The following is a 14,927-nucleotide window of genomic DNA, read 5'->3' as shown; positions in this document are numbered from 1 at the left end:
ACAGCGCCGCATGGCACGCGCGTGACGATACGCGGCAAGTGTTGCGCGACTTCAACGCGGCCTTGCGCCGCGCCGCCGTTCCAATGCATTGATCCGTCACTTTTGTTACACTCGACACGCACTCGATTGCGGTCGCCAGACTGAACGGCAACACTCGGGTTCATCACCACTTAGCGGAGGTAAAGCAATGAAGAAGACGTCCCTGGCTATCCTGGTTGCGATGTCGGCGCTGGCTGGCGCAGCGTATGCGCAAGAGAGCACGGAAATCAAGACCATCACCGATCCGGCCAAGATCGCCGAGATCGAGCAGCGCGCGCAGGCCCTGCAGCAGCAGCAAGCTGCCCAGGCAGCCGAGCCGGCAATGCACGAAGAACACCACGGCAAGAAGGCAGCTCACCACAAGGCGGCAAAGAAGGCCGCCAAGAAGGCTGCTCCGGCCGACGCCGCCAGCCAGTAACTTCTGCGGCACCGCATAAGCAAAAAAGCCGAATCCGGGCAACCGGGTTCGGCTTTTTTGGTTGCGGCGCCGGTACGCTGTGCTACAGTCGCGCACCGAACTTTTCCACCCCGTACGCACCTTGGTGCGGAGGACAGCATGAGCAACATTCAACTCGACATCGAGTGGACGGAAGCCGCCACTCGCCAGATCAAGCAACTGATGCCGCGCGGCTCGGAAGACGCCTTTCTCGCGCTCCCGCCGATCGAGTGCCTGCCGATGGAAGGCGACGTGCTCTTTCTCGGCCCGCAAGGCAAGCAGCAGCCGTTCATCGTCGCCGAACGCCAGTACCATCACGACGGCGACGCGGACTGGACGATCATCCTGATCCTCGACGTACCCAACGCGTCGCACTGACGCCTGCCGGCGGGCGGCTCGGTCGCCTGACTGCCCGCCCCTCAGACGAGCTTCGACAGCACGCGGATCTCCGAGCTCGCTATCCAGTCCGCGGCCGCCTCGCGGTAGGCGAGAATATGCGCGGAACCCGCATGCGCAGCCAGCGCTGCCTCGCTCGCCCAGCGCTCGACGAACACGAACCGGGCAGGCTCCTTCAGATCGCGGTGCAGGTCGTATTGCAGCGCGCCCGGCTCGTTGCGGGTCGGCTCGACAATCCCCTCGAGCACGGCACGCAGCTTTTCCTCCGCCCCCGGTTTCGCCACGATCAGCGCGACGACTGCGATTTCCGTCATTCCTGCCTCCTCGGTCTCGAAAGAGACCGAGCATACGCGAATCCCGCGGCGACCGTATCGGCGCCCCGACGCATGACCGACGCCCCAAAAAAATTGCCCGCGCTTCACAGGAAGCGCGGGCGAAACCGTCGCCCTACGAGGATAGGCGACGGGGCCATCGAGATCCGCGCACGCGCGCGGATCATCATCGATTGCGCCGGCGCGGGCTGCGCCGGCATTTGAAGCGTCGATACCGTTTTTCACGCGCTCGCGACGCGTGTCCGGCATCTGGCGCCATCCTCCCTGCCCTGACGATCTGCCTATAAGCAGCAGATTTCATGCCAGATACATATCAACCATCATCTCGTTGATTTTAAAGGTGAATTTTCGAAGCGACGCGGCGTGACATGCGCCTTGTCGCCCGTAACACCCGGATGTTACGTAACGTCACGTCGGGGGGACCGATCCGGAAACGACACACAAACAACCACGCGCGCAGCGAGCGCCAGAACGAAAAAAGCCCGCCAAATGGCGGGCTTTCTCGAATGCAGCAGAGCGGGTGTTGCGATCAGCGCAGTTGGTTCACCAGCAACCCCATGATCTGACGGGCCGGCTGCGACGAATCAATCGCGCCCGACTCGTCAATGACCGCGACGCGCGTCTGATCCGGCGTGAGCGCCTTCACGTTGACCCGGTACTGCTTCGCCTGCTTTTCCTTCTTGCCGTGGAACAACTGGCTCCAGAAGCCCTGCTCGGCGGCGCTCAGATCCTTCGGATCGACGTATCGCACGAAATACAGCCCCTTCTCGCGATCGCGATCGTCGACCGTGAAGTTGGCGCGATCGAGCGCGAGGCCGACGCGCAGCCACGAGCGATCGTACGGCTCGCCGAGCGTGACTTCGGACGGCACCGCATCGCTCGCATCGGCAGTCCCCTGCGACGACGAACGCGCGACGTTTTGCGTCGCAATGGCCGCTGCCGCCGCCTTCGACGACGCGTCCGCCGCGCCCTTCTTGTCCTTCGCGGGCGGGGTGTCACTGATATTGGCGATCGGCGGCTCGCCGTTCTTCGCACGCAGGTCGTTCTGCGCGAGGACGGCCATCAGCCGCTTCAGGTACTCCGTCTCGAGCGCCGGATCGTTCGGCTTCGGCTCCCACTTGCTCGAATCGTTGTTCGGGCCGGTCAGCGCCTCGCGCATCCCCTTCTGGCTGACGAACACGTAGGTGCCGCCGTTCGGCGCCACGTCGAGACGCGTGCGGTACTTGTTGCGCTCGGCCGTCACGTACGAATTGCCCATCGCCTTCGAGATCACGCTGCGGATCAGGCCGTCGTTGATCTGCGGATGAGTTTCGTTCCAGTCGGTTTCCATCACGCCCTTGTCGCGCTGGTCGACGACAAGCAGGAAGCCCTGTTCCTGCCAGAAGCGGCGGACCTGCGGCCAGATGTCGGCCGGCTTCTTGCCGTCGATGACGAGCCAGCTCTCGGTACCGTCACGCTGGATATGCATGCCGGTCACGGGTGGCACGACGGCATCGGTGGACGGCGCGGCCTGCTGGACCTGCTGGAGCGCCGACAGGGAGGTTGCACCGCCCTGCGGCGGCAACGAGCGCTGATCGGCCGTCTCCTCGAGCATGTTGGGCGGCACTGCGAGCGAAACCTCCTTCGATTTCGAGTCGCTCTTGTAGTCCACTTTCGTGGGCGACGGCGAACTACAACCGGCAACGAGCGCGCCGGTGGCGAGCACTGCAGCGAACCGCTTGGTAAGACGAAGATCAGTCATGTTCTGGGAATCCTCTTCCGCTAAATCACGGCGCTTTCCGTGGATCAACCTTGTATTTTACCGGTGCGAAGGCGGGCTGTGCAAAAAGCGGGCATGCGCTGTGCCGGCCGGGGATTGGCCGGCGTGCGACGCAAGCCGTCCGCACCAGAGAGAAACCCTCGACAGCCTTGACTGATGCGGGTGCCAGCCTGGTCGGGGCGCGAGGATTCGAACTTCCTGCCACCAGCGCCCCATCCAGGAGAATGCTTGTACGGAGTAGACCAGCGTGCTCCGGCGACAAAATAGGACTCGTTGTTTGTCGGTAAATTACCGCCCTTCATCGTCCGGCACGTTCCGATGGCGCACCGTGGCAGCCATGAATTCCGGGGTACCGTCATGCCGGGGATGGCACTAAGGAGCATCACGCAAGGATAGCGAGAACGTCGATTTGCCGATCGCCCTGTCAACGAAATACCCGGATCCGGGATATGTCATGTGCGAGACGTCATAGGCGACCGGGATGTATTTCGTGCTGGAGGCGGAAATCACGCACCCGTTCTTGTCGCACAGATTGTCCAGCGGGGAGATGAAGTCCGCTCCAGCCTTCGCGGCAACCTCCTTCACACGCGCATCGATTCCGTAGAGCGTCGTGTCGAACCGCTCGAATGTGCGATCCCGTTCATTCGGGATGAACAGCCTTCCACCCAGTTTGGGCAGACTGATCTCGAAGACCGGGAAGCAGCCGACGACAATGATTTTCCTGACCCCCATCTGCCGGATGGCCCGGATCGTGTCGACCAACGCCGCCGAGTCAAGCTCGTTATACCCCTTCTTCTCGTAATAGAGCGACCACGACCCGGTCAGCATGACGACATCCGGCTTGAGCGCCCGGAGTTTCTCCAGGCTGCGCACATAGAAATCCTCGCACCTTGGCGATTGGGTCGGGTGATAGCCGATGACAGGCGGGCAGCCGCCCTTCATTGCAACGGCAAGGCGAATGCCGAGCTCCTTGAGCTTGTCCGAAGTGAGCCCATAAGAAACGTTCGCCGTGTGCGAATCGCCCCAAAGAAAGACGAGCGGCGCGGCTGCGCTTCCGGCAGCATCCTGGCACGACTTGGGTGGAACGAAGCCGTCATCGATTACGGAGCAGTTGATGGCCGTCGCGGGTTCACCAAGATACGCACGGGTGTCTTGACGAAGCTCCTGCTTGACGACGGTACGGAACGGAAGCCCACCCCTGACGAAAGCGTTGTAGCCCGCATATCCGATACCGATCAGCAGGATGACCAGCACGACAGCCACCTTTCGACCGCCGCGCCGACGGATCGGACGTTCTACAAACTCGTAGACCAGATAGGCCAGGAAGACGGCGAGTGCGACCATGCCCGCGGTTTCGAGCGCCGACGCCTTTTCGGTCATCACCAGGTTCCAGAACGTGAGTATCGGCCAGTGCCACAGATACAGCGGAAAGCTGATCAGGCCGATCCACACGAGGCCCCTGTTCGACAGGACATGACGGTTGAACGGGCTGTCGGGCCCGGCGAGGATGATGCACAGGGCGCCGAGAACGGGCGGGATTGCCCGCCACCCCGGAAACGGAAGGTCCTTCTGCAACAGAAGAATCGCTCCCGCGATCAGGACGAAGCCGGCCAGCGACGCAGCGCCGCCGAAACGATCCCGCCAGCGTTGCATGGGGGCTGCGTGTTCGCGCATCAGATATGCGCCGAGGGCGCCGGCAAGCAATTCCCAGAAGCGCGACAGCGGCGAGTAGTACGCGCCCGCACTGCCAATCGAAATGAGCCAGGTATTCCAGGCAAACGAGCCAATCGCGATGGCGCCGATGGCGAGCAAGAGCCGCCGCCGGAATGCGACCGCCGCGAGAATGACGACCGGCCAAACGATGTAGAACTGCTCTTCGACTCCCAGTGACCACAGATGCAGTAGCGGTTTCGTCGAGCCGTCCGGGTCAAAGTACCCGCTCTCCTTCCACAGGACGATGTTCGACACAAACGCGGCCGCGCCCGCGAGGTGCTTGCCGAGAAGAGCAAAGTCACCTTCGCCCAGCAGATGCCAGCCGGCCGCATAACACGAGACGAGAACGATCAGTAACGCCGGAACGATTCTGCGGATTCGGTGGATATAGAAGTCGACGAAGCTGAAATGACCCGCCCGGACGCCGTCCATGACGATACGCGAGATCAGAAAGCCGGAAATGACGAAGAATATGTCCACACCGGCAAATCCACCCCGTATCACGTCCGGAAAGGCGTGAAAGGCCACGACAGCCATAACGGCGACTGCCCGCAGGCCGTCGATGTCGGGGCGGTAGGCGCGATGGCTCGTTCTTGCTGCCGCAGCGATCTGTGGATCCCCGTGCGCGGACTGGACAATGCTTGTTCTTGTTGTGGCGATTTGATTCATCAATCTGGGGGGCAACAAAGTGCTCCGGGTCGTTACCGGAGGCATTCAGACGCGCCAGGCAAAGCCAGCGGGACTCGGATTGCAAAGAAAACTTGAATTAAGCGATGTGCATAGAGCGTGAAGAATCGATCAACGGAAGTACGGGAACTCGGACTTGATATGGGTCAGACCGGCGTCCCCGCCGCCATCTCGGCGCCTGGTCTCATCGCGCGGGTTCGTGGCGGTTGCAGGTTCGGCAGGCCGGCCTCAGAGGGACGAATCGTCGACGCCCCTTCAGCACGTATCGGCTGGACAGAGAAAAACTTGAGGTTCCGGAATGAAAAATCTGCGCCATCTGGCAAGCGCATTGAACTCGGCACAAGCGGGAATGCGGCCTGGACGATCCACTTGGAGTGCCGGGACCAAGCCGTTGCCGCATGGCATTTCCAGGCAACGACGGAGAGAATCGACCGCGGACGGATAGCCACTTTGGAATGACCAGGAGGTGTCCGGAATTTCGTGTGTGAGGCGGGTTAAGACTCAGATTCCGATGCTGAACCGTTCCGGGTAAAGCAACGCAAACTGCGTCATCGCGCTTTTCCAATCGTGCCGGGAGCCAGTCCACTTGGCAACGACGTTGCGCAGCGCCAGCCAGATCAGCTTAAGCGCGGCCTCGTCTGACGGGAAGTGACCGCGTGCCTTGATGATCTTCCGAAGCTGCATGTGCAATGACTCGATCGCGTTGGTCGTATAGATAATCTTCCGGATGTCCGGCGCGAACGCGTAAAAGGGGATGACCTGTTCCCAGGCCCGGCGCCAGAGCGCGGCGATCGGCGGGTATTTCGTGCCCCACGGGCCGGCGTCGAAGGCATCCAGCGCCACGGCGGCTGCCTCGGCCGTCGGCGCCCGGTAGACCTCCTTGAGCGCGGCGGCGGCCGCCTTGCGATCTTTCCAGCTCACGAAGTCCAGCGAGTTCCGGATCAGATGCACGATGCAGGTCTGAACCGTCGTTTCAGGGAACACGGAATTGATCGCTTCCGGGAAGCCCTTCAGGCCGTCGACCACGGCAATCAGAATGTCCTGCACGCCGCGCAGTTTTAGGTCGTTGACGACCCGCAGCCAGAACTTGGCGCCTTCGGTCTGCTCGATCCAGAGACCGAGTACGTCGCGTGTGCCATCGCGGCGCACGCCCAGCGCCAGGTAGATCGCCTTGTTGCGGACCACGCCTTCGTCGCGGATCTTCACGCGCAAGGCGTCGAAGAACACGACCGGATACATCGGCTCGAGCGGGCGCTGCTGCCATTCACGCACTTCGTCGATCACCGCGTCGGTCACCGTGCTGATGAAGTCCGGCGATACCTCGATGCCGTACATCTCCAGCAGGAAGCCCTGAATCTCCCGCACGCTCATGCCGCGCGCGTACATCGCGATGATCTTGTCGTCGAACCCGGTGAAGCGCCGCTCGCCCCTGGCAATCAATACCGGATCGAAGGTGCCTTCGCGGTCGCGCGGAATCTCGACGTCGAGCAGGTCGTCGTCAGTTGCAACGCGCTTGCGGCTCGTGCCGTTGCGGTGATTCGTGCTGCCAGCCGGCTTGACTTCGCCCTTCTCGTAGCCCAGGTGGTGGGTCAACTCACCGCCCAGTGCGCGTTCGAAGATCGCCTTCTTGAGCGCGGCAAGCTGCTCGTTGATCGTCGCCCGGTCCAGCGTCCCGGGCACCAGTTGCTTGATCAGTTCCGGGTCAAGGTTCAAGCCCTTGCCCGGTTCAATCGTCACTTCTTCCTTGCGTTTGCGTGGCATAAAGTGGCTCCTTGGCCATCAGTTTATGCCTCACACACAAAAGATCGGATAGGCTCAATGACCACGGGCTCCGCGTTAGCAAAGCCCATCTGTCGGCCCCATTGACTGAACCTTGCGGCATCGAGATTATCCCCGGCCCAGATAATGCAAAGCCGCCCGAAGGCGGCGGCGCGACGCTATGGTCTTGCCAACACGACTAATTCTTCTCGCCAGCCCACGCCTCAATCTCGGCCGTGTTCCAACGACCACGGCGCATCGCTTCGGCGAGCATCCCAAGAGTCAGCGGAACGAGTTCCGGGTCTCGATGCTTCTTTGAGAACAACCCAAGAACGGACTTGATTACGTCGAGACTCTCGGGGCCAATGTATCGGTTGTATGGAAAGCCCCGGGCCTCAACGCCGAACGTCTCGGCCCATTTGTCGATGAACTCGACGACATCGAGGCCGGTCAAGCGGAGGTCTTCCTCGATCCGGCTATCCGGCGTCAATTTCAGCGGACCACCAAAGATCGGCTTGCCCAGTTCTTCGCGGGCGAATGCTTCCAGTTGATCCCAAGTCGCATCTGCCATTACAGCACCCGATCCTCTGGTTTCACGATCCGGTTATAAGACACCACGGTGTTCCGCATGATGAGGATTGCATCCTTCGACAGCAACACTACGCCGACTACGGGAATCGCCCGGCCGACGAACGCCCCGAGGCTCCGAGTCATTGCGATCCGTAGACCGCCCACCCCTGCTTTCGTGATGGTTGGAAGGCGCATCCTGAGAGTGAACGGCAGCATTTTGCGGGCCGCAATGGATACAACCGATGTTCCCGCCACGGCACCGCCGAGCTTTCCGGCAACCGGTACGTCGTTCTGACCAAGCAATATGGCTGCTGCACTGGCAAGATCATCGAACCCAAGCTGCTTCTGGATTTCATAACGCCACGAACACGAACAGGTCAGCGGGCGTGAGACTCTGATGAGTCCCGTAGGTATATCGGTTTTCGCTCATGGATTTGTTATCTCTGATTGTCGAACGGGGCGGCACTGCTCTCTCAGTACATACCCCTACGAAGCCGATACTTTACCCGATCGCGCGCGTGCAGCTTTGGCGTCTTCGCGGCTCATACACGCTCCTGACGGTCGAGTTACCCAATTGCGTCAATCAACGCTCCGATCGCAATGGTTCGAGCTGGTCGATCATTTCGGCGTCGCATCTCTACGATTTCTCGCGCACCTAATTCGAGCACTATTGCCGACGTGCAAGCTCCGTCGCCTTGGGGCGTTCCCCGTCACGCAGGATTGTGTCATTCGCTCCAGGCGATGCATGAGGCATGCATGGGGGGATTCCGCGATGATCTCGTGCGCCCTCGTGCCGGCCTCGGCTCGATTGCTTGTCCGGAGACTCGCCCGGAACGCATCGACCTTCGGCTTGCCGGTGTTTGGATTGCGGAAGTGTTGTTGCAGGTCTTTGGGCACGCCGATCCGGAGGTGGAACACGGACGAGCCGGGGCGCAAATAGACGCCAGTGGGAAGAGTTGCCAAGTCAGTCATCTCCGCATTGTTGCACGGCGGAATTGACACACCAAACTGACACACCCGGAAAAAGGAAAGGCCCGGAAAGCTATGCCAGATAAGGGAACCCTTTACTGACAAGCTTTCCAGGCCTTGATTCCTGGTCGGGGCGAGAGGATTTGAACCTCCGACCACCTGCACCCCATGCAGGTACGCTACCAGGCTGCGCTACGCCCCGAAAGAGGGAAAGTATAACAGACACTTTCCCGGTTTAGAACGGGTCGCATGCATTTTCTGAATACGAATCTTGCACGCGCCCATTCGCCCGCAATCGGATGACTCGCAAACGGCGTTCATACGGTCGTTTGATCCTGCCGGCACACCACCCCGCATCCTTTGCCGCATCACCTCTCCGCCACGTTCGCCCCCGCCCCCGCTGTTTGGTGACGCCGCTCTAGCGAGCTATGCCACACTGCCCTGCATCGACGCAGGATGCCGCGCCCAGCGCGTGCATGCGGCGGACGATCACGACAAGATACGGAGACAGACGATGCGGAATGCGGTCCGGCGCGGCCATCGCTCGCCTTTGGCAACACCCCGATTGATTTCCGGTGCGCAGCGCGTTGCCGGCGCCGCATCACGCCGGACCTCGCGCGCGCTGGGCTGCGGCGCACTCGCGCTCGCCCTGCTCGGCGCGGGCTGCGCGGAGCAGGCCGCGCAGCGCGACGGCGACGCGAGCGCCCCATCGACGACGATCGAGCGCGCGAAGGCCGACCGCCTCGCCCGCGAACAGCAGATCGCGCGCACGGTGCCGTCGCTCGCATCGATCCGGCTCGCGCAGCCGCGCCCGTTCACGTTGCGAGACTCCGGCCAGAACGGCGCGATGACGTTCCTGCGCGACGTCGACTTCCGCATCGTCAACAATCTCGGCTTCTTCATTCACCAGTTGTCGGCGACGCTCGTGCCGACGCAAGCCGGCGCGCCGATCGTGTTCGACGACCCGACGAGTTTCGAGATCGACGTGCATCAGGGCGCCGTCACGCTCGACAGCGCAAAACTGACGGCGCTCTTCAATACCTACATCTTCGGCTATCGCGACGCGCCGCTGCGCAAGCTGGTCGTCTCGACCGGCGACGGCGTGATCCATCTGCAGGGCGAGATGCAGCGCGACGGCTGGGTGCCGTTCTCGCTGACCGGCACGCTCGCGGTCCGCGACGGCAGCCAGCTCGTGTTCCATCCGACCGGCGTGCGCGTTTCTGGCCTCGACGCGCAGCCGGTGATGCGCGCCGCCAACGTGAAGATGGCCGATCTGCTCAAGGTCGACACGCCGATCGCGCGGCTTTCCGGCGATGACCTCGTGATGTCGGTCGACAGGCTGATGCCGCCGCCGCGCCTGAAGATCGCGATCACGGCGCTGCGCGTGACGCCCGCCGGGCTCGACCTGACGCTCGACGACGGCACGCGCGCGGGTTTCGCGATGCCGGCGAACGCGCCGCAGCAGGCAATGTACATTCGCGGCGGCGACGTGAAGTTCATGCGCTCGATGCCGATGAATGCCGACATCCTGATCAGCCAGGCCGAGCCCGCCAGGACCGGCCAGAATTTCGTCTTCGACCTGTACCACTACCGCGAGCAGGTCTCCGCGGGCTATTTCAATTTCGACGAGCGCGGCGCGATGGCGATCCGGATGCCGTCGTATGCGGGCCCGCCAAGCGGCGCCGCGCTCGGCAATCCCGCCGCGCGCCTGAACGACAGCTTCCTTGCCGCGCAGCAAAGCACGCTGCGCGACGTGCGCCAGCATTGGGAAGCCAATGCGCTGGTAGCCGGCGACGCGGCGCAGCCAGGCATGCAGAAGGTCGCGATGCTCCGCGGCACGAACGTGCCGTTAGACGCGCGGCACGTGTCGAACCGCAGTCCGACGATCCACCTGCGCAACGTCGATTTCAACCTGTCCGGCGACATCGGCTTTCACGTCGAGGAACTCGACGTGCAGCTCGTCGCAAAGCGCCCCGGCGAGCCCGTCGACCTCGACGACCCGAACCAGTACGACATCCGCATGCTCGGCGGCACGGTCGTGGCATCGTGGAAAGCGATGTCGGCGCTCTTCAACGACTATCTGCTCGACTACTCGCCGCGCTCGCTCAACCACCTGCAATTGAGCGCCGACGGCCGGAACCTGCGCGTGCAGGGCGGCATCAAGCTGTGGAACCACGTGCCGGGCGTCTGGCTGCCGACCGACATGAAGGGCTCGCTCACGGTGCTCGATGACCGCCATCTGGCGTTCTCGCCGACCGAGGTGTCGGTGCTCGGCATCCCGCAGGCAAAACTGCTGCGCGCGCTCGGCGTCGAGCTCGCGTCGTTGACGCCGCTGCGGCGGCGCGGTGCGGAGCTGCGCGGCGACTCGCTCGTGCTCGACCAGTACACCGTGTTCCCGCCGCCGGTGCTGAACGGCAAGCTCGCTACGGCCGCCGTCGAGCGCGACGGCCTGCGCCTCACGTTCCGGCGCGTACCGGACGCGCCCGCGCCGAAGCGCCCGCCGATCTCCGCGCCCAGCTACATGTGGATGGAAGGCGGCGACATGAAAATGTTCAACGTGCTCGAACTGAACGTGCGCGCGCTGATCCAGAATTCGGCCGACGCCGGCCCGATGCGTTTCGACCTGTACGGCTACCGCAATCAGGTCGCGCAAGGCTCGGTGCGGATGCTGCCGGACGGCACGCTGGTCGTCGACATCGGACGACAGAATCCGCTCGCCGCGCGCTGAATCGTCGCGAATCGTCCACGCAAGCGCCGATAAAAAAGCCCGGAAGGCTGAACACCTTCCGGGCTTCGTCGTATGCGCGACCGGCCTTCAGCCGCGCTTCAATCCTTCGATGACGTCGAGCAGCGCCTGCCGCAACGCCGCGACGTCGACCGTCGCACTCGGCCGGCTCGACGCCGCCGGGCGCACTTCCGCGCCCGGCGCGTCGGGCTCGTACTCCGGCGCCGGGCCGCGCTCGCCGCCCCCCGGCGAATCGAGCCGGTTGCGCGCACCGTTGATCGTAAAGCCCTGCTCGTACAGCAATTCGCGGATCCGCCGGATCAGCAGCACCTCGTGATGCTGGTAATACCGCCGGTTGCCGCGCCGCTTCACCGGGCGCAACTGCGTGAATTCCTGTTCCCAGTAGCGCAGCACATGCGGCTTCACGCCGCACAGTTCGCTGACTTCACCGATCGTGAAGTAGCGCTTCGCGGGAATCGGAGGCAAGACGACTTTCTCAACCGTCGTGGTCATCGTCAGTCAACCATCGGTAAAGGTGCGCGGCGGCCGCGCGGGAGACGTCAGCGCGCGGGGCTTGGCTCCGCGCCGTTTTCGACCAGCGCCTTCAGCTTCTGGCTTGCGTGGAACGTGACCACTCGACGCGCGGCAATCGGAATCGCCTCGCCCGTCTTCGGGTTGCGGCCGGGACGCTGCGGCTTGTCGCGCAGCTGGAAGTTGCCGAACCCCGACAGCTTGACGCTTTCGCCGTTCTCGAGCGCGTCGCGGATCACTTCGAAGAACGCCTCGACCATGTCCTTCGCTTCACGCTTGTTCAGCCCGACGCTGTCGAACAGCAGCTCCGCCAGCTCCGCCTTCGTCAGGGTCGGCGTCTCCGTGGACGCCGGCGCCGAAACGTCGCGGTTCATGGCGCTGCGTTGCGCCGTCAGGAGGGCTTCGAATTCACTCGAGGTCATGTCGTTCATATCTGCCATACAGCGCGTTAAATCAAAACTCACGATGGGGAACCGGCCGCCCGGGCGGCATCGCACCCGGGCAACCCGGGCGCCTTAACCGCGCAGGCGCGCACCCACACGAGCCATCCGCTCGACAAGCGTCTGGATCGCCTGATCGACGACCTCGTCCTGTAGCGTGCCGGCCACGTCCTGCAGCGTCACGCGGAAGGCAAGGCTCTTCTCGTGCGCGGCAAGTCCACCGGAAGTATTTGATTTTGCACGAAATTCGTCGAAGAGTACAACCTTCTGAACGAATCGGCAGGCTTCGTCGGCCAGCGCCTTCTTCATCTCGTCGAACAGCGCCTGGACCTCGACCGCCTGATCGACCACGACCGCGATGTCGCGGCGCACCGGCGGGAATTTCGACACGTCGGTCGGCGCCGGCAGCGCGCGCGCGATCAGCGCGTCGGCATCGATCTCGAACAGCACCGGCGCGTGCGGCAGCTCGTACTTCTGCATCAGGCGCGGGTGCAGCTCGCCGATCCAGCCGACCGCGCGGCCGTCGACTTCGATGCGCGCGCTGCGGCCCGGATGGAGCGCCGGATGCTCGGCCTTCACGAAACGGGCGGACGTCGGCGCGAGCAGCGCCTCGAGGTCGCCCTTCACGTCGAAGAAATCGACCGCGCGGGTCGCCGCGCCCCACTGCTCGTCGAGCGCCGGGCCGTAGGCCAGCGCACCGACGCGCTTCGGCTGCGCGTAGCCCGCGACTGCCAGTTCGCCCGCCGTGACCGACGAGTCGGCCAGGAACACGCGGCCCGTCTCGAACACGCGCACGCGGTCCGCGCGGCGGTTCAGGTTGTGGCGCAGCACGGCGATCAGGCTGCCGAACAGCGTCGTTCGCATCACCGACAACTGGCTCGCGATCGGATTCAGCAAACGGATCGGGTTGTCGTTACCCGCGAAATCGCGCTCCCACTCCGCGTCGACGAAGCTGAAGTTGACCGTTTCCGCGTAGTCGCGCGCGGCAAGCGCGTGACGAATCGTGTGGATCGAGCGCTGCGTCTCGTTGGTCGCGCGCATTTCGCTCGTCGCGACCGGCGGACGCGCCGGAATCTTCTCGAAGCCGTAAATGCGCGCCACTTCCTCGATCAGGTCTTCCTCGATCTCGATGTCGAAGCGGTGCGACGGCGGCGCGACCGAGAACACGTCTTCATCGCGCTCGAACGGCAGGCCGAGGCGCGTGAAGATGTTCGCGATCTCATCGGCGTCGATCTTCACGCCGATGATGCGGTTCGCGCGCGACACGCGCATCAACACGCGCGCGCGCTGCGGCAGGTTGACGGCCTGGTCGTCGACCGGGCCGGCCTTGCCGCCGCAGATCTCGAGAATCAGCTGCGTGATGCGCTCGACGTGCTCGACGGTCGTCGCGTAGTCGACGCCGCGCTCGAAGCGATGCGCCGCATCGGTCGAGAAGTTGTACTTGCGCGCGCGGCCGCGGATGCTGTCCGGCCACCAGAACGCCGCTTCGAGATAGATGTTGGTCGTGTCGAGCGTGACGGCCGTGCTGTCGCCGCCCATGATGCCCGCGAGGCTCTCCACCTGGGCGTCGTCGGCGATCACGCCGACCGTCTCGTCGAGCTCGACCGTGCTGCCGTTCAAGAGCTTCAGCGACTCGCCACGCTTGCCCCAGCGCACCTCGATGCCGCCGTGGATCTTGTCCAGGTCGAACACGTGCGACGGGCGGCCAAGCTCGAACATCACGTAGTTCGAGATGTCGACGAGCGCCGACACGCTGCGCTGGCCGGCGCGCTCGAGGCGCTCGACCATCCATTGCGGCGTCTTCGCACGTGCGTTCACGCCACGAATCACGCGGCCCGAGAAGCGGCCGCACAGGTCCGGCGCGGCGATCCGGACGGGCAGCGTCTCGTCGAGCTCGACGTGCACCGGGCGGATGTCGACCGGCGTCAGCGGCGCGCCGGTGATCGCGGCCGTCTCGCGTGCGATGCCGAACACCGACAGGCAGTCGGCCTTGTTCGGCGTCAGCTTGATTTCGAAGATCGTGTCGTCGAGGTTCAGCGTGTCGCGGATGTCCTGGCCGACCGGCGTGTCTTCCGGCAGGATCAGCAGACCGCTGTGGTCTTCGGACAGCTTCAGCTCGCGCGCCGAGCACAGCATCCCCTGGCTCTCGACGCCGCGCAGCTTCGACAGCTTGATCGCGAACGGCTTGCCGCCCTCTTCGGCGGGCGGCAGCTCCGCGCCGACGAGCGCGACCGGCACCTTGATGCCCGGCGCCACGTTCGGCGCGCCGCACACGATGTTCAGCGTCGCGCCCGTGCCGGCGTCGACCTGGCAGACATTGAGCTTGTCCGCATCCGGATGCTTGACGACTTCGAGCACCCGCCCGACGACGATCTTCGACGTCGGCGGCGCGGCCTTGCTCAGCGACTCGACTTCGAGCCCCGCCATCGTCAATGCGTGCGACAGCTCATCGGTCGTCAGCTGCGGATCGACAAAGGTTCTCAACCAGGATTCAGGGAATTGCATGGATGTCTACGTTCGAAACGGGTTGGATCGACGCCCGGCTCGCTGCGAAGCGCGCACGGGCACAAGT

Annotated in this window: 12 protein-coding genes, 1 tRNA gene and 1 pseudogene; 3 read left to right on the top strand and 11 right to left on the bottom strand. The window is 63.6% G+C overall.

What is annotated here, in order from left to right:
* Positions 1-187: 187 nt before the first annotated feature.
* The gene (locus tag ACFIMZ_RS07915) at positions 188-457 is read left to right on the top strand and encodes a hypothetical protein (protein WP_042583806.1); all 270 of its coding nucleotides are present in this window, start codon (positions 188-190) and stop codon (positions 455-457) included.
* A gap of 138 nt (positions 458-595) precedes the next feature.
* Positions 596-853 (top strand): DNA-binding protein, encoded by a 258-nt coding sequence (locus ACFIMZ_RS07910; RefSeq protein ID WP_205794525.1) that lies wholly within the window; start codon positions 596-598, stop codon positions 851-853.
* Positions 854-894: 41 nt separating this feature from the next.
* Here ACFIMZ_RS07910 and ACFIMZ_RS07905 read toward each other — a convergent pair whose 3' ends face one another.
* The 8 genes and pseudogenes from ACFIMZ_RS07905 to ACFIMZ_RS07870 form a co-directional block, all read right to left on the bottom strand.
* On the bottom strand, positions 895-1,185 hold the full coding sequence (locus ACFIMZ_RS07905) for a putative quinol monooxygenase (RefSeq protein ID WP_431822448.1): 291 nt from the start codon (positions 1,183-1,185) through the stop codon (positions 895-897).
* Between the two features lie 547 nt (positions 1,186-1,732).
* Positions 1,733-2,944, bottom strand: coding sequence for an outer membrane protein assembly factor BamC (gene bamC, locus ACFIMZ_RS07900; RefSeq protein WP_431822132.1), 1,212 nt, complete (start codon positions 2,942-2,944; stop codon positions 1,733-1,735).
* A 390-nt stretch (positions 2,945-3,334) separates the two neighbouring features.
* Positions 3,335-5,344, bottom strand: coding sequence for an acyltransferase family protein (locus ACFIMZ_RS07895; protein ID WP_431822131.1), 2,010 nt, complete (start codon positions 5,342-5,344; stop codon positions 3,335-3,337).
* Positions 5,345-5,863: 519 nt separating this feature from the next.
* Entirely contained in the window at positions 5,864-7,123 is a 1,260-nt protein-coding gene (locus ACFIMZ_RS07890) for an IS256 family transposase (protein WP_431822130.1), read from the bottom strand.
* Positions 7,124-7,319: 196 nt separating this feature from the next.
* Complete coding sequence (locus ACFIMZ_RS07885; RefSeq protein WP_431822129.1) at positions 7,320-7,691, bottom strand: DUF1493 family protein; 372 nt, start codon at positions 7,689-7,691, stop codon at positions 7,320-7,322.
* Positions 7,691-8,120: pseudogene (locus ACFIMZ_RS07880) on the bottom strand (STM2901 family protein). The gene ACFIMZ_RS07885 and the pseudogene ACFIMZ_RS07880 overlap by 1 nt, the downstream one beginning before the upstream one ends.
* Before the next feature lie 188 nt (positions 8,121-8,308).
* Entirely contained in the window at positions 8,309-8,662 is a 354-nt protein-coding gene (locus ACFIMZ_RS07875) for a DUF6538 domain-containing protein (RefSeq protein WP_431822128.1), read from the bottom strand.
* Between the two features lie 122 nt (positions 8,663-8,784).
* Positions 8,785-8,861, bottom strand: a tRNA-Pro gene (locus ACFIMZ_RS07870).
* Between the two features lie 312 nt (positions 8,862-9,173).
* On the opposite strand from ACFIMZ_RS07870, the gene ACFIMZ_RS07865 reads away from it, so the two are divergent.
* On the top strand, positions 9,174-11,387 hold the full coding sequence (locus ACFIMZ_RS07865) for a hypothetical protein (protein ID WP_431822127.1): 2,214 nt from the start codon (positions 9,174-9,176) through the stop codon (positions 11,385-11,387).
* A gap of 87 nt (positions 11,388-11,474) precedes the next feature.
* On the opposite strand, the gene ACFIMZ_RS07860 is transcribed toward ACFIMZ_RS07865, so the two are convergent.
* The 3 genes from ACFIMZ_RS07860 to pheT all read right to left on the bottom strand — a co-directional run bounded on the left by ACFIMZ_RS07860 (position 11,475) and on the right by pheT (position 14,860).
* Entirely contained in the window at positions 11,475-11,897 is a 423-nt protein-coding gene (locus ACFIMZ_RS07860; RefSeq protein ID WP_431822126.1) for a MerR family transcriptional regulator, read from the bottom strand.
* A gap of 47 nt (positions 11,898-11,944) precedes the next feature.
* A complete protein-coding gene (locus tag ACFIMZ_RS07855) occupies positions 11,945-12,346 on the bottom strand; it encodes an integration host factor subunit alpha (protein ID WP_010092556.1) in 402 nt (133 codons plus the stop codon).
* A gap of 84 nt (positions 12,347-12,430) precedes the next feature.
* Positions 12,431-14,860 (bottom strand): phenylalanine--tRNA ligase subunit beta, encoded by a 2,430-nt coding sequence (gene pheT / locus ACFIMZ_RS07850; RefSeq protein ID WP_431822125.1) that lies wholly within the window; start codon positions 14,858-14,860, stop codon positions 12,431-12,433.
* Between the last annotated feature and the right edge of the window lie 67 nt (positions 14,861-14,927).

The sequence above is a fragment of the Burkholderia sp. F1 genome (assembly GCF_050813845.1).
In the GTDB taxonomy this organism is placed as follows: domain Bacteria; phylum Pseudomonadota; class Gammaproteobacteria; order Burkholderiales; family Burkholderiaceae; genus Burkholderia; species Burkholderia ubonensis.
The sequence above is the reverse complement of the archived record's forward strand: the minus strand, read 5'-3'. Positions and strand labels throughout refer to the sequence as shown.

What these genes read in the sequence shown, in the direction of transcription:
- ACFIMZ_RS07915 (WP_042583806.1), top strand. Translation starts at nt 188, where the DNA reads ATGAAGAAGACGTCCCTGGCTATCCTGGTTGCGATGTCGGCGCTGGCT.
- ACFIMZ_RS07910 (WP_205794525.1), top strand. Translation starts at nt 596, where the DNA reads ATGAGCAACATTCAACTCGACATCGAGTGGACGGAAGCCGCCACTCGC.
- ACFIMZ_RS07905 (WP_431822448.1), bottom strand. Translation starts at nt 1,185, where the DNA reads ATGACGGAAATCGCAGTCGTCGCGCTGATCGTGGCGAAACCGGGGGCG.
- bamC (WP_431822132.1), bottom strand. Translation starts at nt 2,944, where the DNA reads ATGACTGATCTTCGTCTTACCAAGCGGTTCGCTGCAGTGCTCGCCACC.
- ACFIMZ_RS07895 (WP_431822131.1), bottom strand. Translation starts at nt 5,344, where the DNA reads ATGAATCAAATCGCCACAACAAGAACAAGCATTGTCCAGTCCGCGCAC.
- ACFIMZ_RS07890 (WP_431822130.1), bottom strand. Translation starts at nt 7,123, where the DNA reads ATGCCACGCAAACGCAAGGAAGAAGTGACGATTGAACCGGGCAAGGGC.
- ACFIMZ_RS07885 (WP_431822129.1), bottom strand. Translation starts at nt 7,691, where the DNA reads ATGGCAGATGCGACTTGGGATCAACTGGAAGCATTCGCCCGCGAAGAA.
- ACFIMZ_RS07875 (WP_431822128.1), bottom strand. Translation starts at nt 8,662, where the DNA reads ATGACTGACTTGGCAACTCTTCCCACTGGCGTCTATTTGCGCCCCGGC.
- ACFIMZ_RS07865 (WP_431822127.1), top strand. Translation starts at nt 9,174, where the DNA reads ATGCGGAATGCGGTCCGGCGCGGCCATCGCTCGCCTTTGGCAACACCC.
- ACFIMZ_RS07860 (WP_431822126.1), bottom strand. Translation starts at nt 11,897, where the DNA reads ATGACCACGACGGTTGAGAAAGTCGTCTTGCCTCCGATTCCCGCGAAG.
- ACFIMZ_RS07855 (WP_010092556.1), bottom strand. Translation starts at nt 12,346, where the DNA reads ATGAACGACATGACCTCGAGTGAATTCGAAGCCCTCCTGACGGCGCAA.
- pheT (WP_431822125.1), bottom strand. Translation starts at nt 14,860, where the DNA reads ATGCAATTCCCTGAATCCTGGTTGAGAACCTTTGTCGATCCGCAGCTG.